Annotated in this window: 12 protein-coding genes and 2 pseudogenes; 2 read left to right on the plus strand and 12 right to left on the minus strand. The window is 61.9% G+C overall.

Annotated features, from left to right (window positions below; all coding sequences use genetic code 11):
* Positions 1-59: 59 nt before the first annotated feature.
* The 6 genes from ACYPXD_RS26280 to ACYPXD_RS26305 all read right to left on the minus strand — a co-directional run bounded on the left by ACYPXD_RS26280 (position 60) and on the right by ACYPXD_RS26305 (position 5,888).
* Positions 60-785, minus strand: coding sequence for an amino acid ABC transporter ATP-binding protein (locus tag ACYPXD_RS26280; protein ID WP_459718115.1), 726 nt, complete (start codon positions 783-785; stop codon positions 60-62).
* The gene (gltK, locus tag ACYPXD_RS26285; protein ID WP_459718118.1) at positions 782-1,459 is read right to left on the minus strand and encodes a glutamate/aspartate ABC transporter permease GltK; all 678 of its coding nucleotides are present in this window, start codon (positions 1,457-1,459) and stop codon (positions 782-784) included. Before gltK ends, ACYPXD_RS26280 begins: the two co-directional genes overlap by 4 nt.
* Positions 1,459-2,199 (minus strand): amino acid ABC transporter permease, encoded by a 741-nt coding sequence (locus ACYPXD_RS26290; protein ID WP_459718121.1) that lies wholly within the window; start codon positions 2,197-2,199, stop codon positions 1,459-1,461. Before ACYPXD_RS26290 ends, gltK begins: the two co-directional genes overlap by 1 nt.
* 88 nt (positions 2,200-2,287) lie before the next feature.
* Positions 2,288-3,193 (minus strand): glutamate/aspartate ABC transporter substrate-binding protein, encoded by a 906-nt coding sequence (locus ACYPXD_RS26295; RefSeq protein WP_459718125.1) that lies wholly within the window; start codon positions 3,191-3,193, stop codon positions 2,288-2,290.
* Between the two features lie 261 nt (positions 3,194-3,454).
* The gene (locus ACYPXD_RS26300; protein ID WP_459718128.1) at positions 3,455-4,759 is read right to left on the minus strand and encodes a Glu/Leu/Phe/Val family dehydrogenase; all 1,305 of its coding nucleotides are present in this window, start codon (positions 4,757-4,759) and stop codon (positions 3,455-3,457) included.
* Positions 4,760-4,928: 169 nt separating this feature from the next.
* On the minus strand, positions 4,929-5,888 hold the full coding sequence (locus ACYPXD_RS26305) for a LysR family transcriptional regulator (protein WP_459718131.1): 960 nt from the start codon (positions 5,886-5,888) through the stop codon (positions 4,929-4,931).
* A 162-nt stretch (positions 5,889-6,050) separates the two neighbouring features.
* On the opposite strand from ACYPXD_RS26305, the gene purB reads away from it, so the two are divergent.
* Positions 6,051-7,439, plus strand: coding sequence for an adenylosuccinate lyase (gene purB / locus ACYPXD_RS26310; RefSeq protein WP_459718134.1), 1,389 nt, complete (start codon positions 6,051-6,053; stop codon positions 7,437-7,439).
* Between the two features lie 141 nt (positions 7,440-7,580).
* On the opposite strand, the gene ACYPXD_RS26315 is transcribed toward purB, so the two are convergent.
* The 4 genes from ACYPXD_RS26315 to edd form a co-directional block, all read right to left on the minus strand.
* The gene (locus ACYPXD_RS26315) at positions 7,581-8,075 is read right to left on the minus strand and encodes a gluconokinase (protein ID WP_459718138.1); all 495 of its coding nucleotides are present in this window, start codon (positions 8,073-8,075) and stop codon (positions 7,581-7,583) included.
* A 10-nt stretch (positions 8,076-8,085) separates the two neighbouring features.
* Positions 8,086-9,483, minus strand: a complete 1,398-nt coding sequence (locus ACYPXD_RS26320; RefSeq protein WP_459718141.1) for a GntP family permease — start codon at positions 9,481-9,483, stop codon at positions 8,086-8,088.
* Between the two features lie 202 nt (positions 9,484-9,685).
* Positions 9,686-10,321 carry a bifunctional 4-hydroxy-2-oxoglutarate aldolase/2-dehydro-3-deoxy-phosphogluconate aldolase gene (eda, locus tag ACYPXD_RS26325; RefSeq protein ID WP_459718143.1) on the minus strand — a complete coding sequence of 212 codons (636 nt, stop codon included), beginning with the start codon at positions 10,319-10,321 and terminating at the stop codon, positions 9,686-9,688.
* Between the two features lie 11 nt (positions 10,322-10,332).
* Positions 10,333-12,288: a phosphogluconate dehydratase gene (gene edd / locus ACYPXD_RS26330; RefSeq protein WP_459718147.1), complete on the minus strand. Its 1,956-nt coding sequence runs from the start codon at positions 12,286-12,288 to the stop codon at positions 10,333-10,335.
* Between the two features lie 318 nt (positions 12,289-12,606).
* Here edd and ACYPXD_RS26335 point away from each other — a divergent pair, with 318 nt between their 5' ends.
* Positions 12,607-13,452, plus strand: a complete 846-nt coding sequence (locus tag ACYPXD_RS26335) for a MurR/RpiR family transcriptional regulator (RefSeq protein ID WP_459718150.1) — start codon at positions 12,607-12,609, stop codon at positions 13,450-13,452.
* Positions 13,453-13,595: 143 nt separating this feature from the next.
* Here the strand turns inward: ACYPXD_RS26335 and ACYPXD_RS26340 are convergent.
* Together ACYPXD_RS26340 and ACYPXD_RS26345 are read right to left on the minus strand one after the other, a co-directional pair.
* Positions 13,596-14,261 (minus strand): annotated as a pseudogene (locus tag ACYPXD_RS26340) (YadA-like family protein); the annotation flags it as partial.
* A 51-nt stretch (positions 14,262-14,312) separates the two neighbouring features.
* Positions 14,313-15,074, minus strand: a pseudogene (locus tag ACYPXD_RS26345) (ESPR-type extended signal peptide-containing protein); the annotation flags it as partial.
* Positions 15,075-15,201: the final 127 nt, after the last annotated feature.

The following is a 15,201-nucleotide window of genomic DNA, read 5'->3' on the forward strand; positions in this document are numbered from 1 at the left end:
CCGTTTCATGACCGCTTGTTGCGCTTCGGCCAGGCGAAGCGCAGCGCATTCGCGCGCAATCAGTGCAAGATCTTCGCGAGAAAATCCTTCGCGCGATCCGACTTCGGATTCGCAAAGAAGTCTTCCTTGCGGTCGTCTTCGACGATCAGCCCCTTGTCCATGAAGATCACGCGATGCGCGACCTTCTTGGCAAAGCCCATTTCGTGCGTGACGCACATCATCGTCATGCCTTCCTGCGCGAGTTCGACCATCACATCGAGTACTTCGTTGATCATCTCGGGGTCGAGCGCGGACGTCGGTTCGTCGAACAGCATCGCGATCGGATCCATCGACAGCGCGCGCGCAATCGCCACGCGCTGCTGCTGTCCGCCCGACAACTGGCCCGGAAACTTGTCCGCATGCGCGCGCAGGCCGACGCGATCGAGCAGCTTGATGCCCTTCGCCGCGGCCTCGTCCTTCGACCGGCCGAGCACCTTGACCTGCGCAAGCGTCAGGTTTTGCGTGATCGTCAGATGCGGGAACAGCTCGAAATGCTGAAACACCATGCCGACCTTCGCGCGCAGCTTCGACAGGTTGGTCTTCTTGTCGCCGAGCGACTGGCCGTTGATGACGATATCGCCTTTCTGGAACGGCTCAAGGCCGTTTACGGTCTTGATCAGCGTCGATTTGCCTGAACCCGACGGGCCGCACACGACGACCACCTCGCCCTTTTTCACTTCCGTCGTGCAGTCGGTCAGCACCTGGAACTGACCGTACCACTTCGAAACATTCTTGATAGAGATCATCTTGCGACCTTTTTCTGAAGACTTTTGACGAGGCTCGACGCGATCACGCAGATCACGAAATAGCAGGCGCCCGCAAACAGTACCATCTCGACGCTCGTGCCGTCACGATCGCCAATATTGGCAGCAGTACGGAAGAAGTCGGCGAGGCCGATCACGTAGACGAGCGACGTATCCTGAAACAGTACGATTGCCTGCGTGAGCAACAGCGGCACCATCGCGCGGAACGCTTGCGGCAGCACGATCAGCTTCATCGCCTGGCCGTACGTCATGCCGAGCGCAAACGCTGCATTGACCTGGCCGCGCGGCACCGCCTGAATGCCGGCCCGGATGATCTCCGAGTAATACGCGGCTTCGAACAGCGAGAACGCGACCATGGCCGAAGCCAGCCGGATGTCGATATCGGGCGACAGCCCGAGCAGATTCTGCAACACCTGCGGCACGATCAGGAAGAACCACAGCAGCACCATCACGAGCGGAATCGAGCGGAACAGCGTCACATACGTGCGCGCGAACCACTCGAGCGGCTTGACGCCCGATAGCCGCAGCAGCGCCAGCACCGTGCCGATCAGAATGCCGCAGACAATCGCGATGACGGTAATCTCGAACGTGATGATCGCGCCGGTCCATAAGGTAGGCAGCGCGCCCGGAATACCACTCCAGTCGAAGTGATGCATCACTTGCCTCCGATATAGCCCGGCAGGCGGGTCTTGTGTTCGAGGATGCGCATCAGCTGCATCACGATCAGGTTGATCACCATATACGCGACCGTCACCGCGATAAACGACTCATACGCCTGCGAGGTGTAATCGACGAGCTGCCGCGCCTGCGCCGAGAGTTCGAGCAGACCGATCGTGGACGCGACCGCGGAGTTCTTGAAGATATTCAGAAACTCGGACGTGAGCGGCGGCACGATGATGCGGTAGGCAACCGGCAACAGCACGTAGCGGTACGTCTGCCATTGCGTGAAGCCGAGCGCGAGACCGGCGGCGCGCTGGCCCCGCGGCAACGCGTTGATGCCCGAGCGCACCTGCTCGCAGACACGCGCAGCGGTGAAAAGACCAAGACAGAGAATCGACGACGAGAAGAACTGCACGGTCGGCGGCAATTGCTTGAACCAGGTGCCGATCGACACCGGCAGCAATTCCGGTATCACGAGATACCAGATGAAAAACTGGACGATCAGCGGGATGTTGCGGAAGATCGCGACATAGGTGGTGCCGATCGCGGAAAGCGTTTTGTTCGGTACGGTGCGCAGCACGCCGAACAACGAACCGACGATCAGCGCGATCACCCATGCCGACAGCGAGACGACGATCGTCACCCAGAAGCCGGACATCAGCCAGCCCAGATAGGTAGTCGGCTCGCCCGTGGAAACCGGACTTAGCAGAATGCCCCAGTTCCAGTGATAGGACATGACAAAGACTCCAACAAAAAGAAACGGAAGAAGCGTTCGGCCCCTTCCGTTTCGTTCAACACGTTGCGACGGTAACGGTTGATCGACCTTAGTCGATTGCCTTGTCGTTCGGGCTCTTGTAGAGCGCCTTGATATCTTCGCTTTCCGGGAAGTTCAGGTTCAGGCCCTTCGGCGGAATCGGCGATTCGAACCACTTCTTGTAGATCGGATCGGCTGCGCCCGATGTTTCGAGCTTCGCGATCGCGTCGTCGACCACCTTCTTGAATTCCGGATCGTTCTTGCGCAGCATGCAGCCGTACGCTTCACGCGATTGCGGCGTGCCGACGATCACGAAGTCGTTCGGGTTGTTCGACTTGGCGCGCTCGCCGGCGAGCAGCGCGTCGTCCATCATGAACGCGGCGGCACGACCCGTCGACAGCGTGAGGAACGACTCGCCGTGGTCCTTCGCGCTGATGATGTTCATGCCCATGTTCTTGTCCTGATTCATCTTGCGAAGCAGGCGCTCGGACGTGGTGCCGGCGGTCGTCACGACCGTCTTGCCCTTCAGGTCCGGGAAATCCTTGATGCCGGAATCTTTCTTCGTCATCAGGCGCGTGCCGATCACGAAGATCGTGTTCGAGAATGCGACCTGCTGCTGGCGCTCGGTGTTGTTCGTGGTCGAACCGCACTCGAGGTCGATCGTGCCGTTCTGCACGAGCGGAATGCGGTTTTGCGACGTCACCGGCGTGAGCTTCACCTTCAGGTTCGGCATGTTCAGCTTCTGCTTGACGGCTTCGACCACGACCAGCGCGAATTCCTGCGAATAACCAACCACATTCTGCTTGTCGTCATAGTACGAAAACGGAATCGACGATTCGCGGTGACCGAGCGAAATAACGCCCGTGTCCTTGATCTTCTTAAGCGTGCCGGCGTCCTGTGCATGAGCACCCGCCGCAAACAAACCCGAAAACAGTCCGACAGTCGCGAGAAGCAGCGCAGCTTTTTTAACCTTCATTTGTAAGTCTCCTTGGCCAATACCGGCGCAAGTGTATCAAAGTAACTATTTTGAAAGAATGGTCGTTAACCATGTCCGGACACAAATGTTGCGTAAATCCAGCACTGTGTCCGGTATTGCGTCCCGCGCGCTACCCCCTACGGAACGCATACGCAAAAGCGGACGGCATCTTACAACGCCGTCCGCCTGCAATGTGCGCGATCATACAGAATCGCGCACAAACCGTTTGTGAAAAATTAAACCCGGGCTGGGGGCCCCCAATCAGGGGTAGAGCCCGCGCATCTCGCGCGCCATCAGAATCCGTTTGCACGCGACGATAAACGCCGCCGTGCGCACCGACACCTTCTGCTCGTCGGCAACCTGCCAGACCGCGGCAAATGCCTCGCGCATCACGCGCTCGAGCCGCTCGTTGATCTCGTCCTCGGTCCAGAAGAAGCTCGAAAAATCCTGCACCCACTCGAAGTACGAGACGGTCACGCCGCCCGCATTCGCGACGACGTCCGGAATGACGAGCACCCCCTTGTCGTGCAGGATGTCGTCGGCCGCGGTCGTGGTCGGGCCGTTCGCGCCTTCCACGATGATTTTCGTGCGGATTTTCGGCGCGTTTTTCTCGGTGATCTGGTTTTCGAGCGCGGCCGGAATCAGGATGTCCGATTCGATGGTCCAGAAGTCGTCGTTCGCGATGGTGTCCGCTTCACGGAAGCCGCCAACGCCACCGGTCTTTGCGACATGCTCGAGCAGCGCGCCCGCATCGATGCCGGTCGACTTGTGCAGCGTGCCCGTGTGGTCCTGCACGGCGACGATGTTCGCGCCGGCTTCCTGAAAGAGCCGCGCCGCGATACCGCCCACATTGCCGAAGCCCTGCACCGCGACGCGCGCGCCTTCGATCGGAACGCCGGTGCGCCGCGCCGCTTCGCATCCGACCACGAACACGCCGCGGCCCGTCGCTTCGCGGCGGCCGAGCGAGCCGCCGAGCGTGATCGGCTTGCCGGTCACGACGCCCGTGGCCGTCTGGCCCTGGTTCATCGAGTACGTGTCCATCATCCACGCCATGATCTGCTCGTTCGTATTCACGTCCGGCGCGGGAATATCGGTGTTCGGCCCGATGATGATGCCGATTTCGCTCGTGTAGCGGCGCGTCATGCGCTCGAGTTCGCCGCGCGACAGCTTGCGCGGATCGACGCGGATGCCGCCTTTGGCGCCGCCGTACGGCACGTTGACCGCCGCGTTCTTGACCGACATCCACGCGGAAAGCGCCATCACTTCCGACAGCGTCACGTCCTGGTGATAACGCACGCCGCCCTTGCCGGGGCCGCGCGAGACGTTGTGCTGCACACGATAGCCTTCGAAGTGAGCGACGGTGCCGTTATCGAGTTCGATCGGTACATCGACGATCAGGATGCGTTTGGGACGCTTGAGCGTTTCGATCCAGCGCGATTGCGTACCGAGGTACGGCGCGACGCGGTCGACCTGGCGCAGGTAGTTGCCCCACGGGCCGAGATCGTCCTGATGCAGATAGGAGGGCAGGGTTTCCGGCGATGTTTCGAACTTCGATTGGGATGACATGAAGACTCCGACGGTCAACGAATGACGCCATTGTCGAAAATCGCCTCTGCGAAGGCCAATGCCGTTTGATCATCCCGTTATGTTTTTTATGCATAACCTCCGGAATGCACAAAACGCTATTGCCGGGGGCGGCGATAGCGCGTGCATGCACGCACTTCGCACCGATCCATCAGCTGGCGTCTTGCGCAAGCTCGGCCGACACCACGTCCCACAGCGCGCGTATCAGCGTATGCCGCGGGTCGTCGCCTTGTACGGCGAGCTTGTCGCGATAGAGGCGGATCTCCATCGTCAACGTGAACTGCCCTTGCGCGCCGCCGCCGCGCGTCGCGCGGTCGAGACGGAGCAGGCGGCCGTCGGCGACCGCGTCTTCGACGGCGCTATGCGGAAGAAACGCGATACCGTGCCCGGCCAGCGCCATTGCTTTCAGTCCCTCCGCCATGTCGGTTTCGTAGACGCGATCGAGGTATAGCCGCTGCGGCGCGTTCGAGATGATCACCTCGGTCATGCGGCCGAGATACGCGTTCGGCGTGTACGACAAGTACGGCGCGGGCGCATCGGGCGTGCCCGGCAGCGTGTGGCGCGCGCGACCCGCGCGGCCCGGCGCCGAGAACGGACTGATCGGCTCGATGCCGAGCGTCAGCATGTCGTATCGGGCAGGATCGAGCGCGACCGGATGGCTCGGATGGTGATAGCCCATGACGAGATCGCAGCCGCCTTCGACGAGCGACAACACCGCGTCGTGTACGTTCAGCGCACGCAGGCGTGTATGAATCGGCCCGAGCTGCGCTTCGATGCGCTGCAGCCAGCGCGGAAAATAGGTGAGCGACAACGTATGCGGCACCGCGAATTCGATCGTCGCGGCAGGCGTCGCGGTGTGGCCTCGCAACAGCGTGCGCGCTTCGTGGAATTGCGACAGCATCGCAAGCGCCTGCTCGTAGAACACCTGGCCGGCGTTGGTCAGACGCGTCGGGTACACGGATCGGTCGATCAGTTCCGTGCCGAGCCACGCTTCGAGCGCCTGAATGCGGCGCGAAAACGCCGGTTGGGTGACGTGCCGCAGTTCAGCCGAACGGCTGAAGCTGCGGGTTTCCGCAAGCGACACGAAGTCTTCGAGCCATTTCAGTTCCATGCGAGAGCCTGTGGGCGGCGGGGAAAAAGGAAATCCGGCGAAGCCGCCATTCTAGCGGCGGCGCAGTGGCCCGACGGAGCCGACGTCCTCGGCGACACGCCCACGGTGGTAAAATTCGCGGTTCTCCCCGTTTCCGTCCTGACGCTGCGCGTCCGCCCCATCATGTCCGACACCCGCCCCGATACCCTGTTCGCGCTGACCGCGCTGTCCCCGCTCGACGGCCGCTACGCGCCGAAAACCGAAGCCCTGCGCGACTGGCTTTCGGAAGCCGCCTTTATGCGCCACCGCGTGACTGTCGAGATTCACTGGCTGATTGCGCTGTCGCATGCCGGGTTCGCCGAAGTGCCGCGTTTCTCGCCCGCGTCCGAGCAGTTCCTGCTGCAACTGGTCGAGCGCTTCACCGCGCACGACGCGGCGCGGATCAAGGATATCGAGCGCGTGACGAACCACGACGTGAAGGCGGTCGAATACTGGCTGAAGGAGTCGGTGAAGGGACAGCCGGAGCTCGAGCGCGCGAGCGAGTTCATCCACTTCGCGTGCACGTCGGAGGACATCAACAACACGTCGCACGGTTTGATGATTGCCGGCGCGCGTGAGCACGTCATCCTGCCGGCGCTGCGCGCGGTGCATCAGCGCCTCGTCGCGCTTGCGCATGCGCAGGCCGAACAACCGATGCTGTCGCGCACGCACGGCCAGCCGGCCAGCCCGACAACGCTCGGCAAGGAAATCGCGAACGTGGCCGCACGCCTCGCGCGCGCGATCGAGCGCATCGCCAGGGTCGAACTGCTCGGCAAGATGAACGGCGCGGTCGGCAACTTCAACGCGCATCTGTCCGCGTATCCGGAATTCGACTGGGAAGCGTTTTCGCGCAAGGTCGTCGAAGAACGGCTGAAGCTGACGTTCAACCCGTACACCATTCAGATCGAGCCGCACGACTATATGGCGGAACTGTTCGATGCGGTCGCGCGCGCGAACACGATCCTGCTCGATCTCGATCGCGACGTGTGGGGCTATATCTCGATCGGCTACTTCAAGCAAAAGACGAAGGCCGGCGAAATTGGTTCGTCGACCATGCCGCACAAGGTCAATCCGATCGACTTCGAAAATTCGGAAGGCAACCTCGGGCTGGCGAACGCAACGCTGCGTCACCTTGCGGACAAGCTGCCGGTGTCGCGCTGGCAGCGCGATCTGACCGATTCGACGGTACTGCGCAATATCGGCGTGGCGTTCGGTTACTCGCTGCTCGCCTACGACGCGCTGATTCGCGGTCTCGACAAGCTCGAAGTGAATCCGCAACGGCTCAACGAAGACCTCGACAACTGCTGGGAAGTGCTGGCCGAGCCGGTGCAGACCGTCATGCGTCGCTATGGAATCGAAAATCCGTACGAGCAGTTGAAGGAATTGACGCGCGGCAAGGGCATTACGCGCGACGCGCTGCAGACGTTTATCGGCGGCCTGAATATTCCGGCCGATGCGAAAGAACGGCTGCTGGCGATGACGCCGGGTTCTTATGTTGGCAAGGCGGTGGAGTTGGCGAAGCGGATTGCCTGAACGGCGTACATAAGCGACGTCAGTCGCCAATCAAGCGAGCCGCGCTCATTTTGCACAAGGGCGGCTCTTTTTTTGCCGCGGCAAACTTGGCCGGCAAGCTTTGGCCGGCAAACCGGGACGCCGCCGCTCCCTTACGCCCGATCAGCGCGACTTCAGCTGATCGAGCACCTCATCGACCATCCGCTCCGGCGTCAGATCGATGCTCACCGTAATCGCTTCGTCCACTCCCGGCTCTTCGAGCGTATCGAGCTGGCTTTGCAATAACGACGGATCGAAGAAGTGTCCGGTGCGCGTCGTCAACCGCTCCTGCAGCACCTCGCGCGTTCCCTTCAGATAAACGAAGCACACGTCCCTGTCGCCGGCGCGCAGGATGTCGCGATACGAACGCTTGAGCGACGAGCAGGTGAACACCGCCGTCTCATGCGTGCGCTGTTTCTCTTCGATTGCCGCGCGTATCGCCTTTAGCCACGGCCAGCGGTCGTCGTCGGTGAGCGGAATGCCCTGGTGCATCTTCTCCTTGTTCGCCGCGCTGTGAAACGCGTCGCCATCGGTGAATTCGCAGTGCAGGCGCTCGGCGAGCAACTCGCCGATACGCGTTTTTCCGGCGCCCGACACGCCCATCACAATCAGAATCATCAAACACTCCTTACAGGACCGCCGCCAAAGCGAAGGTCAGTCCCAGGCCAAGCAACGAAATGAGGGTCTCGCACAGCGACCAGGTCTTGAACGTCTGACCAACCGTCATGCCGAAGTATTCCTTGATCAACCAGAAACCGCCATCGTTGACGTGAGAGAAAATCAGCGAACCCGAGCCCGTTGCGAGCACGAGCAGTTCGGGCTTCACGGCAACCGTGGCCGCGGACGCGATCGGCGCGACGATCCCGCAGGCTGTGGTCATCGCAACGGTCGCGGAGCCGGTGGCAAGGCGAATCAGCGCGGCCACCGACCAGCCAAGCAACAGCGGTGACAGATGCGCGGAAGTCGCCGTGTCGACGATCTGCTTCGAAATACCGCTATCCATCAGCACGCGCCCGAATCCGCCGCCCGCGCCGACAATCAGCGTGATGCCCGCGATCGGCGCGAGACATTCGCCGCAAAACTTCTGGATCTGTTCACGATTGAAGCCGCGCTGCGCGCCGAATGTCCAGAAGCTGACGAGCACGGCGATCAGCAGTGCGACGTCGGTATTGCCGATAAAGTGAAGCAGATCGTTCGCGAGCGTCTTCGGCGCGGCGACAAGATCGGCCCAGCTGCCGATCAGCATCAGGATAACGGGCAGCAGGATCGTGAACAGCGTCACGCCGAAGCCCGGAAGGTCGCGCTCGCCCTGTTGTTCGCCCTGTTGTTCGCCCTTCTGCTCGCCTTGCGCGTCAGACTGTGCGATGAACTGTGCGGCGAGCGGATTGTTCTCAGGCAACCTGATGTGGCGGTGAATCAGCAACGCGAACAGCGGGCCCGCGACAATCGCCGTCGGCACGCCGACGATCAGCCCGTACACAATCGTGCGACCGATATCCGCGTGATACGCCTGCACGGCAAGCAAAGCGGCCGGATGCGGCGGAATCAACCCGTGCACCACCGACAAACCGGCGACCATCGGCAAGCCGATCAGCAGCAGCGACTTGCCCGTGCGCTTCGCGACGTTGAATGCGATCGGAATCAGCAGCACGAAGCCCACTTCAAAAAACACCGGCAAACCGACGATGACCGCGACGAACATCATCGCCCAGTGAATGTTCTTTTCGCCGAACCAGCGAATCAGCGTGGTGGCGATGCGTTCGGCGCCGCCCGATTCGGCCATCATCTTGCCGAGCATCGTGCCAAGGCCGACGACGATCGCGATATGCCCGAGCGTATTGCCGTTGCCCGTTTCGAACGACTTCACGATCGACCCGGCCGGCATACCGGCAGCCAGCCCGAGCAGCAAGGAAACGATGATCAGGACGAGGAACGGATAGACCTTGAACCGCGTGATCATCAAGATCAAAACACCAATCGCGATCACGCCGTAGACCAGCAGCATGCTGCCGTGAACCGCTCCCATGAAGCTCCTCCTTTTGCGTTATTGGTCTTCAATGCAGATGCCGGAGTGCGGCTGCACGTCGCGTACCAGGACGCGAATTTTACTGCGTGCGGACAACAAAAAGCCTCGCCTTTGCAGCCGTGCGGCTGAATCGGCGAGGCTCCATGCGTCGCGCAGACCCCGATGCCGGGTGGATCAACGCTTGAATCGCAAGGTCATTTCATCAGTGCGCGGCGAGTGCCGTCGCGGCGCGCGCGAGGCGCGTCACTTCATCCCAGTTCTGCGCGGCAAGCGCGGCCTTCGGCGTGAGCCATGAACCGCCGACGCACACCACGTTCGGCAGCGCGAGAAAATTCGGCGCCGATTCGGCCGTGATGCCGCCGGTCGGGCAAAACTTGAGCGTCGGGAACGGTCCCTGAAACGCCTGCAGCATCGGCACGCCGCCCGCTTGCTGCGCGGGGAAAAATTTCACGATCTCGTAGCCGAGCTCGAGCGCAACGATGATGTCGGTCGGCGTCATCACGCCCGGCAGCAGCGGCAGACCGGCATCCTGCGCGGCCTGATGCATGTCCTTCGTCAGGCCCGGCGATACGCCGAACCGAGCGCCGGCTTGCTTCGCCAATGCGCATTGCTCGGGCCTCGTGATCGTGCCGACACCGACCACGATATCTTCCGCGAGCTGGCTCGCGCGCTCGATCGCTTTCAAACCCGCTTCGGTCCGCAGCGTAATTTCGAGCACCTTCACGCCGCCCGCATGCAATGCGCGCGACACGTTCTCGCCCTGCTCGACCGAATCGAATGCGAGCACCGGAATGACGGGGCCGAGCCGAACGATGTCGCTTACTGTCTTTGACGTCATGGTCACACTCCTTACTTGTGCATTGCGTGGCTAGGTTGCGCGTGTGCGGTGTTTGCGCTGGCGTGCTTTTTCGCCTCGTGGTCTGCCGATGCGCCCGCCTGCGCGCCGTGGCCATGCGCGTGGGCCGCTTCGGTCTCGCCTGCAAGCGGACCGAACACCGATGCACCGAGCTCTGCCGGCGCCGCCGCCGCGCGGAACACGCCAAACAGTTCGCGACCGAAGCCCACTTCGTTCTCCGCCTGATGGTGACACACCGCGAGCGGCCGCTGCGCCCATTCGGCTTCGTCGATCTCGATGTCGAGCACGCCCGCTTCCGCGTCGATGACGATCGTATCGCCGCTACGCACTTTGCCGAGCGGGCCTTGCAGCAGCGCCTCGGGCGACACGTGAATCACCGCGGGCACCTTGCCCGATGCGCCGGACATACGGCCATCGGTAACGAGCGCCACATGGAAACCCTGATCCTGCAGCACACCGAGCAGCGGCGTCAAACGATGCAGTTCGGGCATGCCATTTGCGCGCGCACCCTGGAACCGCACGACCGCAATGAAATCGCGCTTCAGTTCGCCATTATCGAACGCTTCCTGCACGGCCTCCTGCGAATCGAACACGATCGCCGGCGCTTTCACCGCGCGGTGCTCGTGCGCGACCGCGGAGATCTTGATCACGCCGCGGCCGAGCTTGCCCTGCATCAGACGCAAGCCGCCGTCGGGCTGGAACGGTTCCTTGATACTGCGCAGTACTTTCGTGTCGTGGCTCTCATGCGCGCCCGGCACCCACGTGAGCGTGTCGTCGATCAGCTTCGGCTCCTGCGTGTAATGCGAGAGCCCCTTGCCCGCGACGGTGTTCACATCGTCGTGCAGCAAGCCGCCTTCGAGCAGATTACGCACGAGGAACGCCACGCCGCCGGCCGCGTGGAAGTGATTCACATCGGCCTTGCCGTTCGGGTAGACCTTCGCGAGCAGCGGCACGGCTTGCGAGAGCGTATCGAAGTCGTCCCAGTCGATGATGATGCCGGCCGCGCGCGCAATCGCGACGAGGTGCAGCGTGTGATTCGTCGAACCGCCGGTCGCGAGCAAAGCGACGATGCCGTTCACAACCGCCTTTTCATCGACGACATGGCCGATCGGCATGTAGTTGCCGCGGTCGGCGGTCAGATCGAGCACACGGCGTGCGGCCTGCGCGGTCAGCGCGTCGCGCAGCGGCGTATGCGGATGCACGAATGCCGAGCCCGGCAGATGCATGCCCATCACTTCCATCAGCATCTGGTTACTGTTCGCGGTGCCGTAGAACGTGCACGTGCCGTGGCTGTGGTACGCGGCGGCTTCCGCCTCGAGCAGCGCGCCGCGGTCGCAGCCGCCGGTCGCGAACTGCTGACGGATCTTCGCCTTGTCGTCGTTCGACAGGCCGCTCGTCATCGGGCCGGCCGGCACGAAGATGGTCGGCAGATGGCCGAATTGCAGCGCCCCGATCATCAGGCCTGGCACGATCTTGTCGCACACGCCGAGACACAGCGCCGCATCGAACATGTTGTGCGTGAGCGCGACCGCCGTGCTCATCGCGATCACTTCGCGCGAAAAGAGCGACAGCTCCATGCCCGCGTTGCCTTGCGTGATGCCGTCGCACATCGCGGGCACGCCGCCCGCGAATTGCGCGACGCCGCCGTTTTCGCGCGCGGCGGCTTTGATGATGTCCGGGAATGTCTTGTACGGCGCGTGCGCGGACAACATCTCGTTGTACGAGGACACGATGCCGATGTTCGGCTGACCGATCGCCTTGATCGCGAACTTGTCGTTGCCTTCGAGTCCGGCGAAACCGTGCGCGAGGTTCGCGCACGACAATGTGCCGCGTGCCGGGAAATGACCCTGCGCCTGTTCGATGCGCGCGAGGTAGGCATCGCGGGTCGGTTTGCTGCGCTCGATCACGCGACGCGTGACCTTCATCAATTGAGAATGCGGGGAAACCATCGATGATGCTCCTTCGTCGCTCTGGCTGGCCGATGCGCATGTCGGGAGGCGCTCGCGCCGGATTCGGTATCGCGGGGACACGGTCGGCGTTTCGACCGTTCCATGGAGTTTAGTAGAAAAACTACATCGAATCAATGTGGCCGACGCTGAATTCGAGATTCAGTCGATGGGCTCATGAGCCGCATTTTCAAAGGCTTCCAATAAACTCGCCCGAATCCCAGGGAAATCACCTACCCACCGAAATGTAGTTTTTGTACCTATTCTACTGTTCAGCTATAGTCCATTCGTTTCTTTCTTCAGCATAGGGCGAGTTCTCCGATGATGTTGTCCCAGGTGGAAGCGATGCGCGATCAGTTGCGCCCGTCCGAACGCAAGCTCGCCGACTACGTCATCGAGGCGCCCCGCGAGGTGCTCGACCTGTCGATGACGGAAGTCGCCGCGCGTGCGGGCGTGAGCCAGCCGACCATTGCGCGCTTTTGTCATGCGCTCGGGTTTTCGGGCTTCCGCGAGTTCAAGATCAGGCTCGCGCAAGGTATTGCAGCCGACGTGCCCGCCGTCTATCGCGACGTGCGGCCGGACGAACCGGCGCCGGGCGTCGCCGCCAAAGTGCTCGACCGGACCATTGGCGCGCTCATTCAGGTGCGCAACAACCTGTCGACCGACAGCGTCGCGGCGGCAATCGACCTGCTTGCCCATGCGCGCCGGATCGAGTTTTACGGCGCAGGCGGCTCGGGCGTCACCGCGCTGGATATGCAGCACAAGTTTTTCCGGCTCGGCATGCCGAGCGTCGCGTATTCGGATCCGCATACGTTTCTGATGTCCGCGGCGCTGCTTGGCAAAGGCGATGTGGTCGTCGCGATTTCGAATACGGGACGCACGCGCGACATCGTCGATGCGGCGAAGTCCGCGCTTGCGGCCGGGGCAAAAGTGATCGCGGTCACGCACGGCAATTCGCCGCTCGCGCGGATCGCGTCGATCGGGCTGTTCGCGAACGTCGATGAAGACACGGATATTTTTTCGCCGATGACGTCGCGCACCTCGCATCTCGCGATCGGCGACATTCTGGCGGTGGGCGTCGCGCTGCAACGGGGACCGGAACTGGCCGAGAAACTGGCCGGCGCGAAGGACCTGATCACGCGCAGGCGGATTGGGCCCGAAGGATAAAGAAAGCGCTGCACGCGAACGGCCGCGCCATAAAAAACGGGCTCCCGAAGGAGCCCGTCTCAAGGTACTGCTAACAGGAACTACACGAGTCTTGCAACTGACAGTCGAGCGGCCAGGACCGCGCCGCTCGACCGCCTAACGGCTTACCACTGGTACGAAGCACCCGCACCGATGGCCGTGCCGTTACCCGGGGACATACCCGCACCGAGCTTCACCTTCAGGTTCTGCGTGATGCGAGCCGAAGCGCCGAGCGCGACAGCCTGATAGCCCTTGTAGTTGCCGGTGCCGACACCGACCGCGATCGTCTTGCCTTGATCGACGTCCGGAATCATCGTCAGCGCGGTGGCCGCGGCGATACCGCCGTACGAGTTCTTGGCAACCGAGTTCACCTGCGACTGCATCGACTTCATGCTCTGGTCGATGTAGTCCTTCGACGTCATGCCGCTCGGCAGATCGCCGATGCGCGCATCGGTGTAGCTGTTCGCGTTGGCAACGGCTTCGTTCAGCTGACCGACATTGACCGCATCGGTGGTTTCGGTGCCTTCCGCGACGTTGGTGATCTTCTTGCCGCCTGCATCGTTGTTCCAGCTGCCGCCGCCGCTCATGTTGATCACCTGACCTTCGACGACCGTCACGCGGTTGTCGAGGTTCGTCACCTGACCTTGCAGCGCCGACAACTGACCGAAGTTCACCGCGTCGTACTTGCTCTTGCCGTCCGCGACGTTGCTCAGGATCACCGGAGCCGTCATCGTGCCGCCAGCAAGTCCGCCCAGCGTGAGTCGATCATGCGCCGACGAGTCGTACATCACTGCATCACCGATGTTGCCCATGTTGTAGTTGATGTCGTCGATGCGCTTGTTGGTCGCGAACAGCTGCGAGCCATTCACCGCGTCCGTGCTCGATGCGCTCAGCGCACCTGCCTTCACGTTGGAAAGCGTAGTGCCCGTCGCGCCATTGAACGTCACCTTGTCGTGCGCCGAAGTGTCGTACTTCACGCCGTCCGCGGCACCGGTTGCTGCTTTCGCGTCGACCGCTGAAAGCGCCGCGCCAACGTCCGAATACGTGCTGCCAGCCACGTTGTACGACGGCGCCTTGACCGTGCCGTCGGCGTTCACCTCTGCACCACCGCCCAGTGCCGTCGTCACGCCCTTGAGCTGCGAGACGTTCACTGCGTCGGTATCGGCCGTGCCATTGGCTAGGTTGAAAATCTTCTTGCCTTCCATCGTCATCTGTTGCTTGACGATGATTTTGTCCGTCGCATCGAGCTGGACGAAGCCCTTGTCGGACACGATCAGGGATGCTGGATCGTTCGCGCTGGCGTTCCAGCCCTGCGGGTTGGCAAACAGACCGACGCCGCCGTTGTTGATCAAGCCATCCCGTGACAATGTGCAAGACGTAAACTGGTTAAAGCCCTGGGTACCGCTCGACCCCGACTTGCAGATTTCCATACCCCCTACGGCAGCCATCGCCGCCGGGGCGAACGATACGGCGGAGAGCGCCGTCATGAGCGCGGCGCCCGTCCGCGATGCAGACGACGATTTTTTCCGACCCTTGGCGGTTTCCGCTGCCGCAACCCACGTACCGGTGGACTCATTCCAAACTGACCGATAAGCCTTATTCATCACGCAATCCTAAAAATACCGAGACAATTCAAACGCCAGAAACGCAACGGGTCACCGCACGAAAGCAGACGCAAAAACATCCCATGGCGCCGATTCAGCGACGCCTTTGATCAATGAAAAAATGGAC

The sequence above is a fragment of the Paraburkholderia sp. 2C genome (assembly GCF_054589215.1).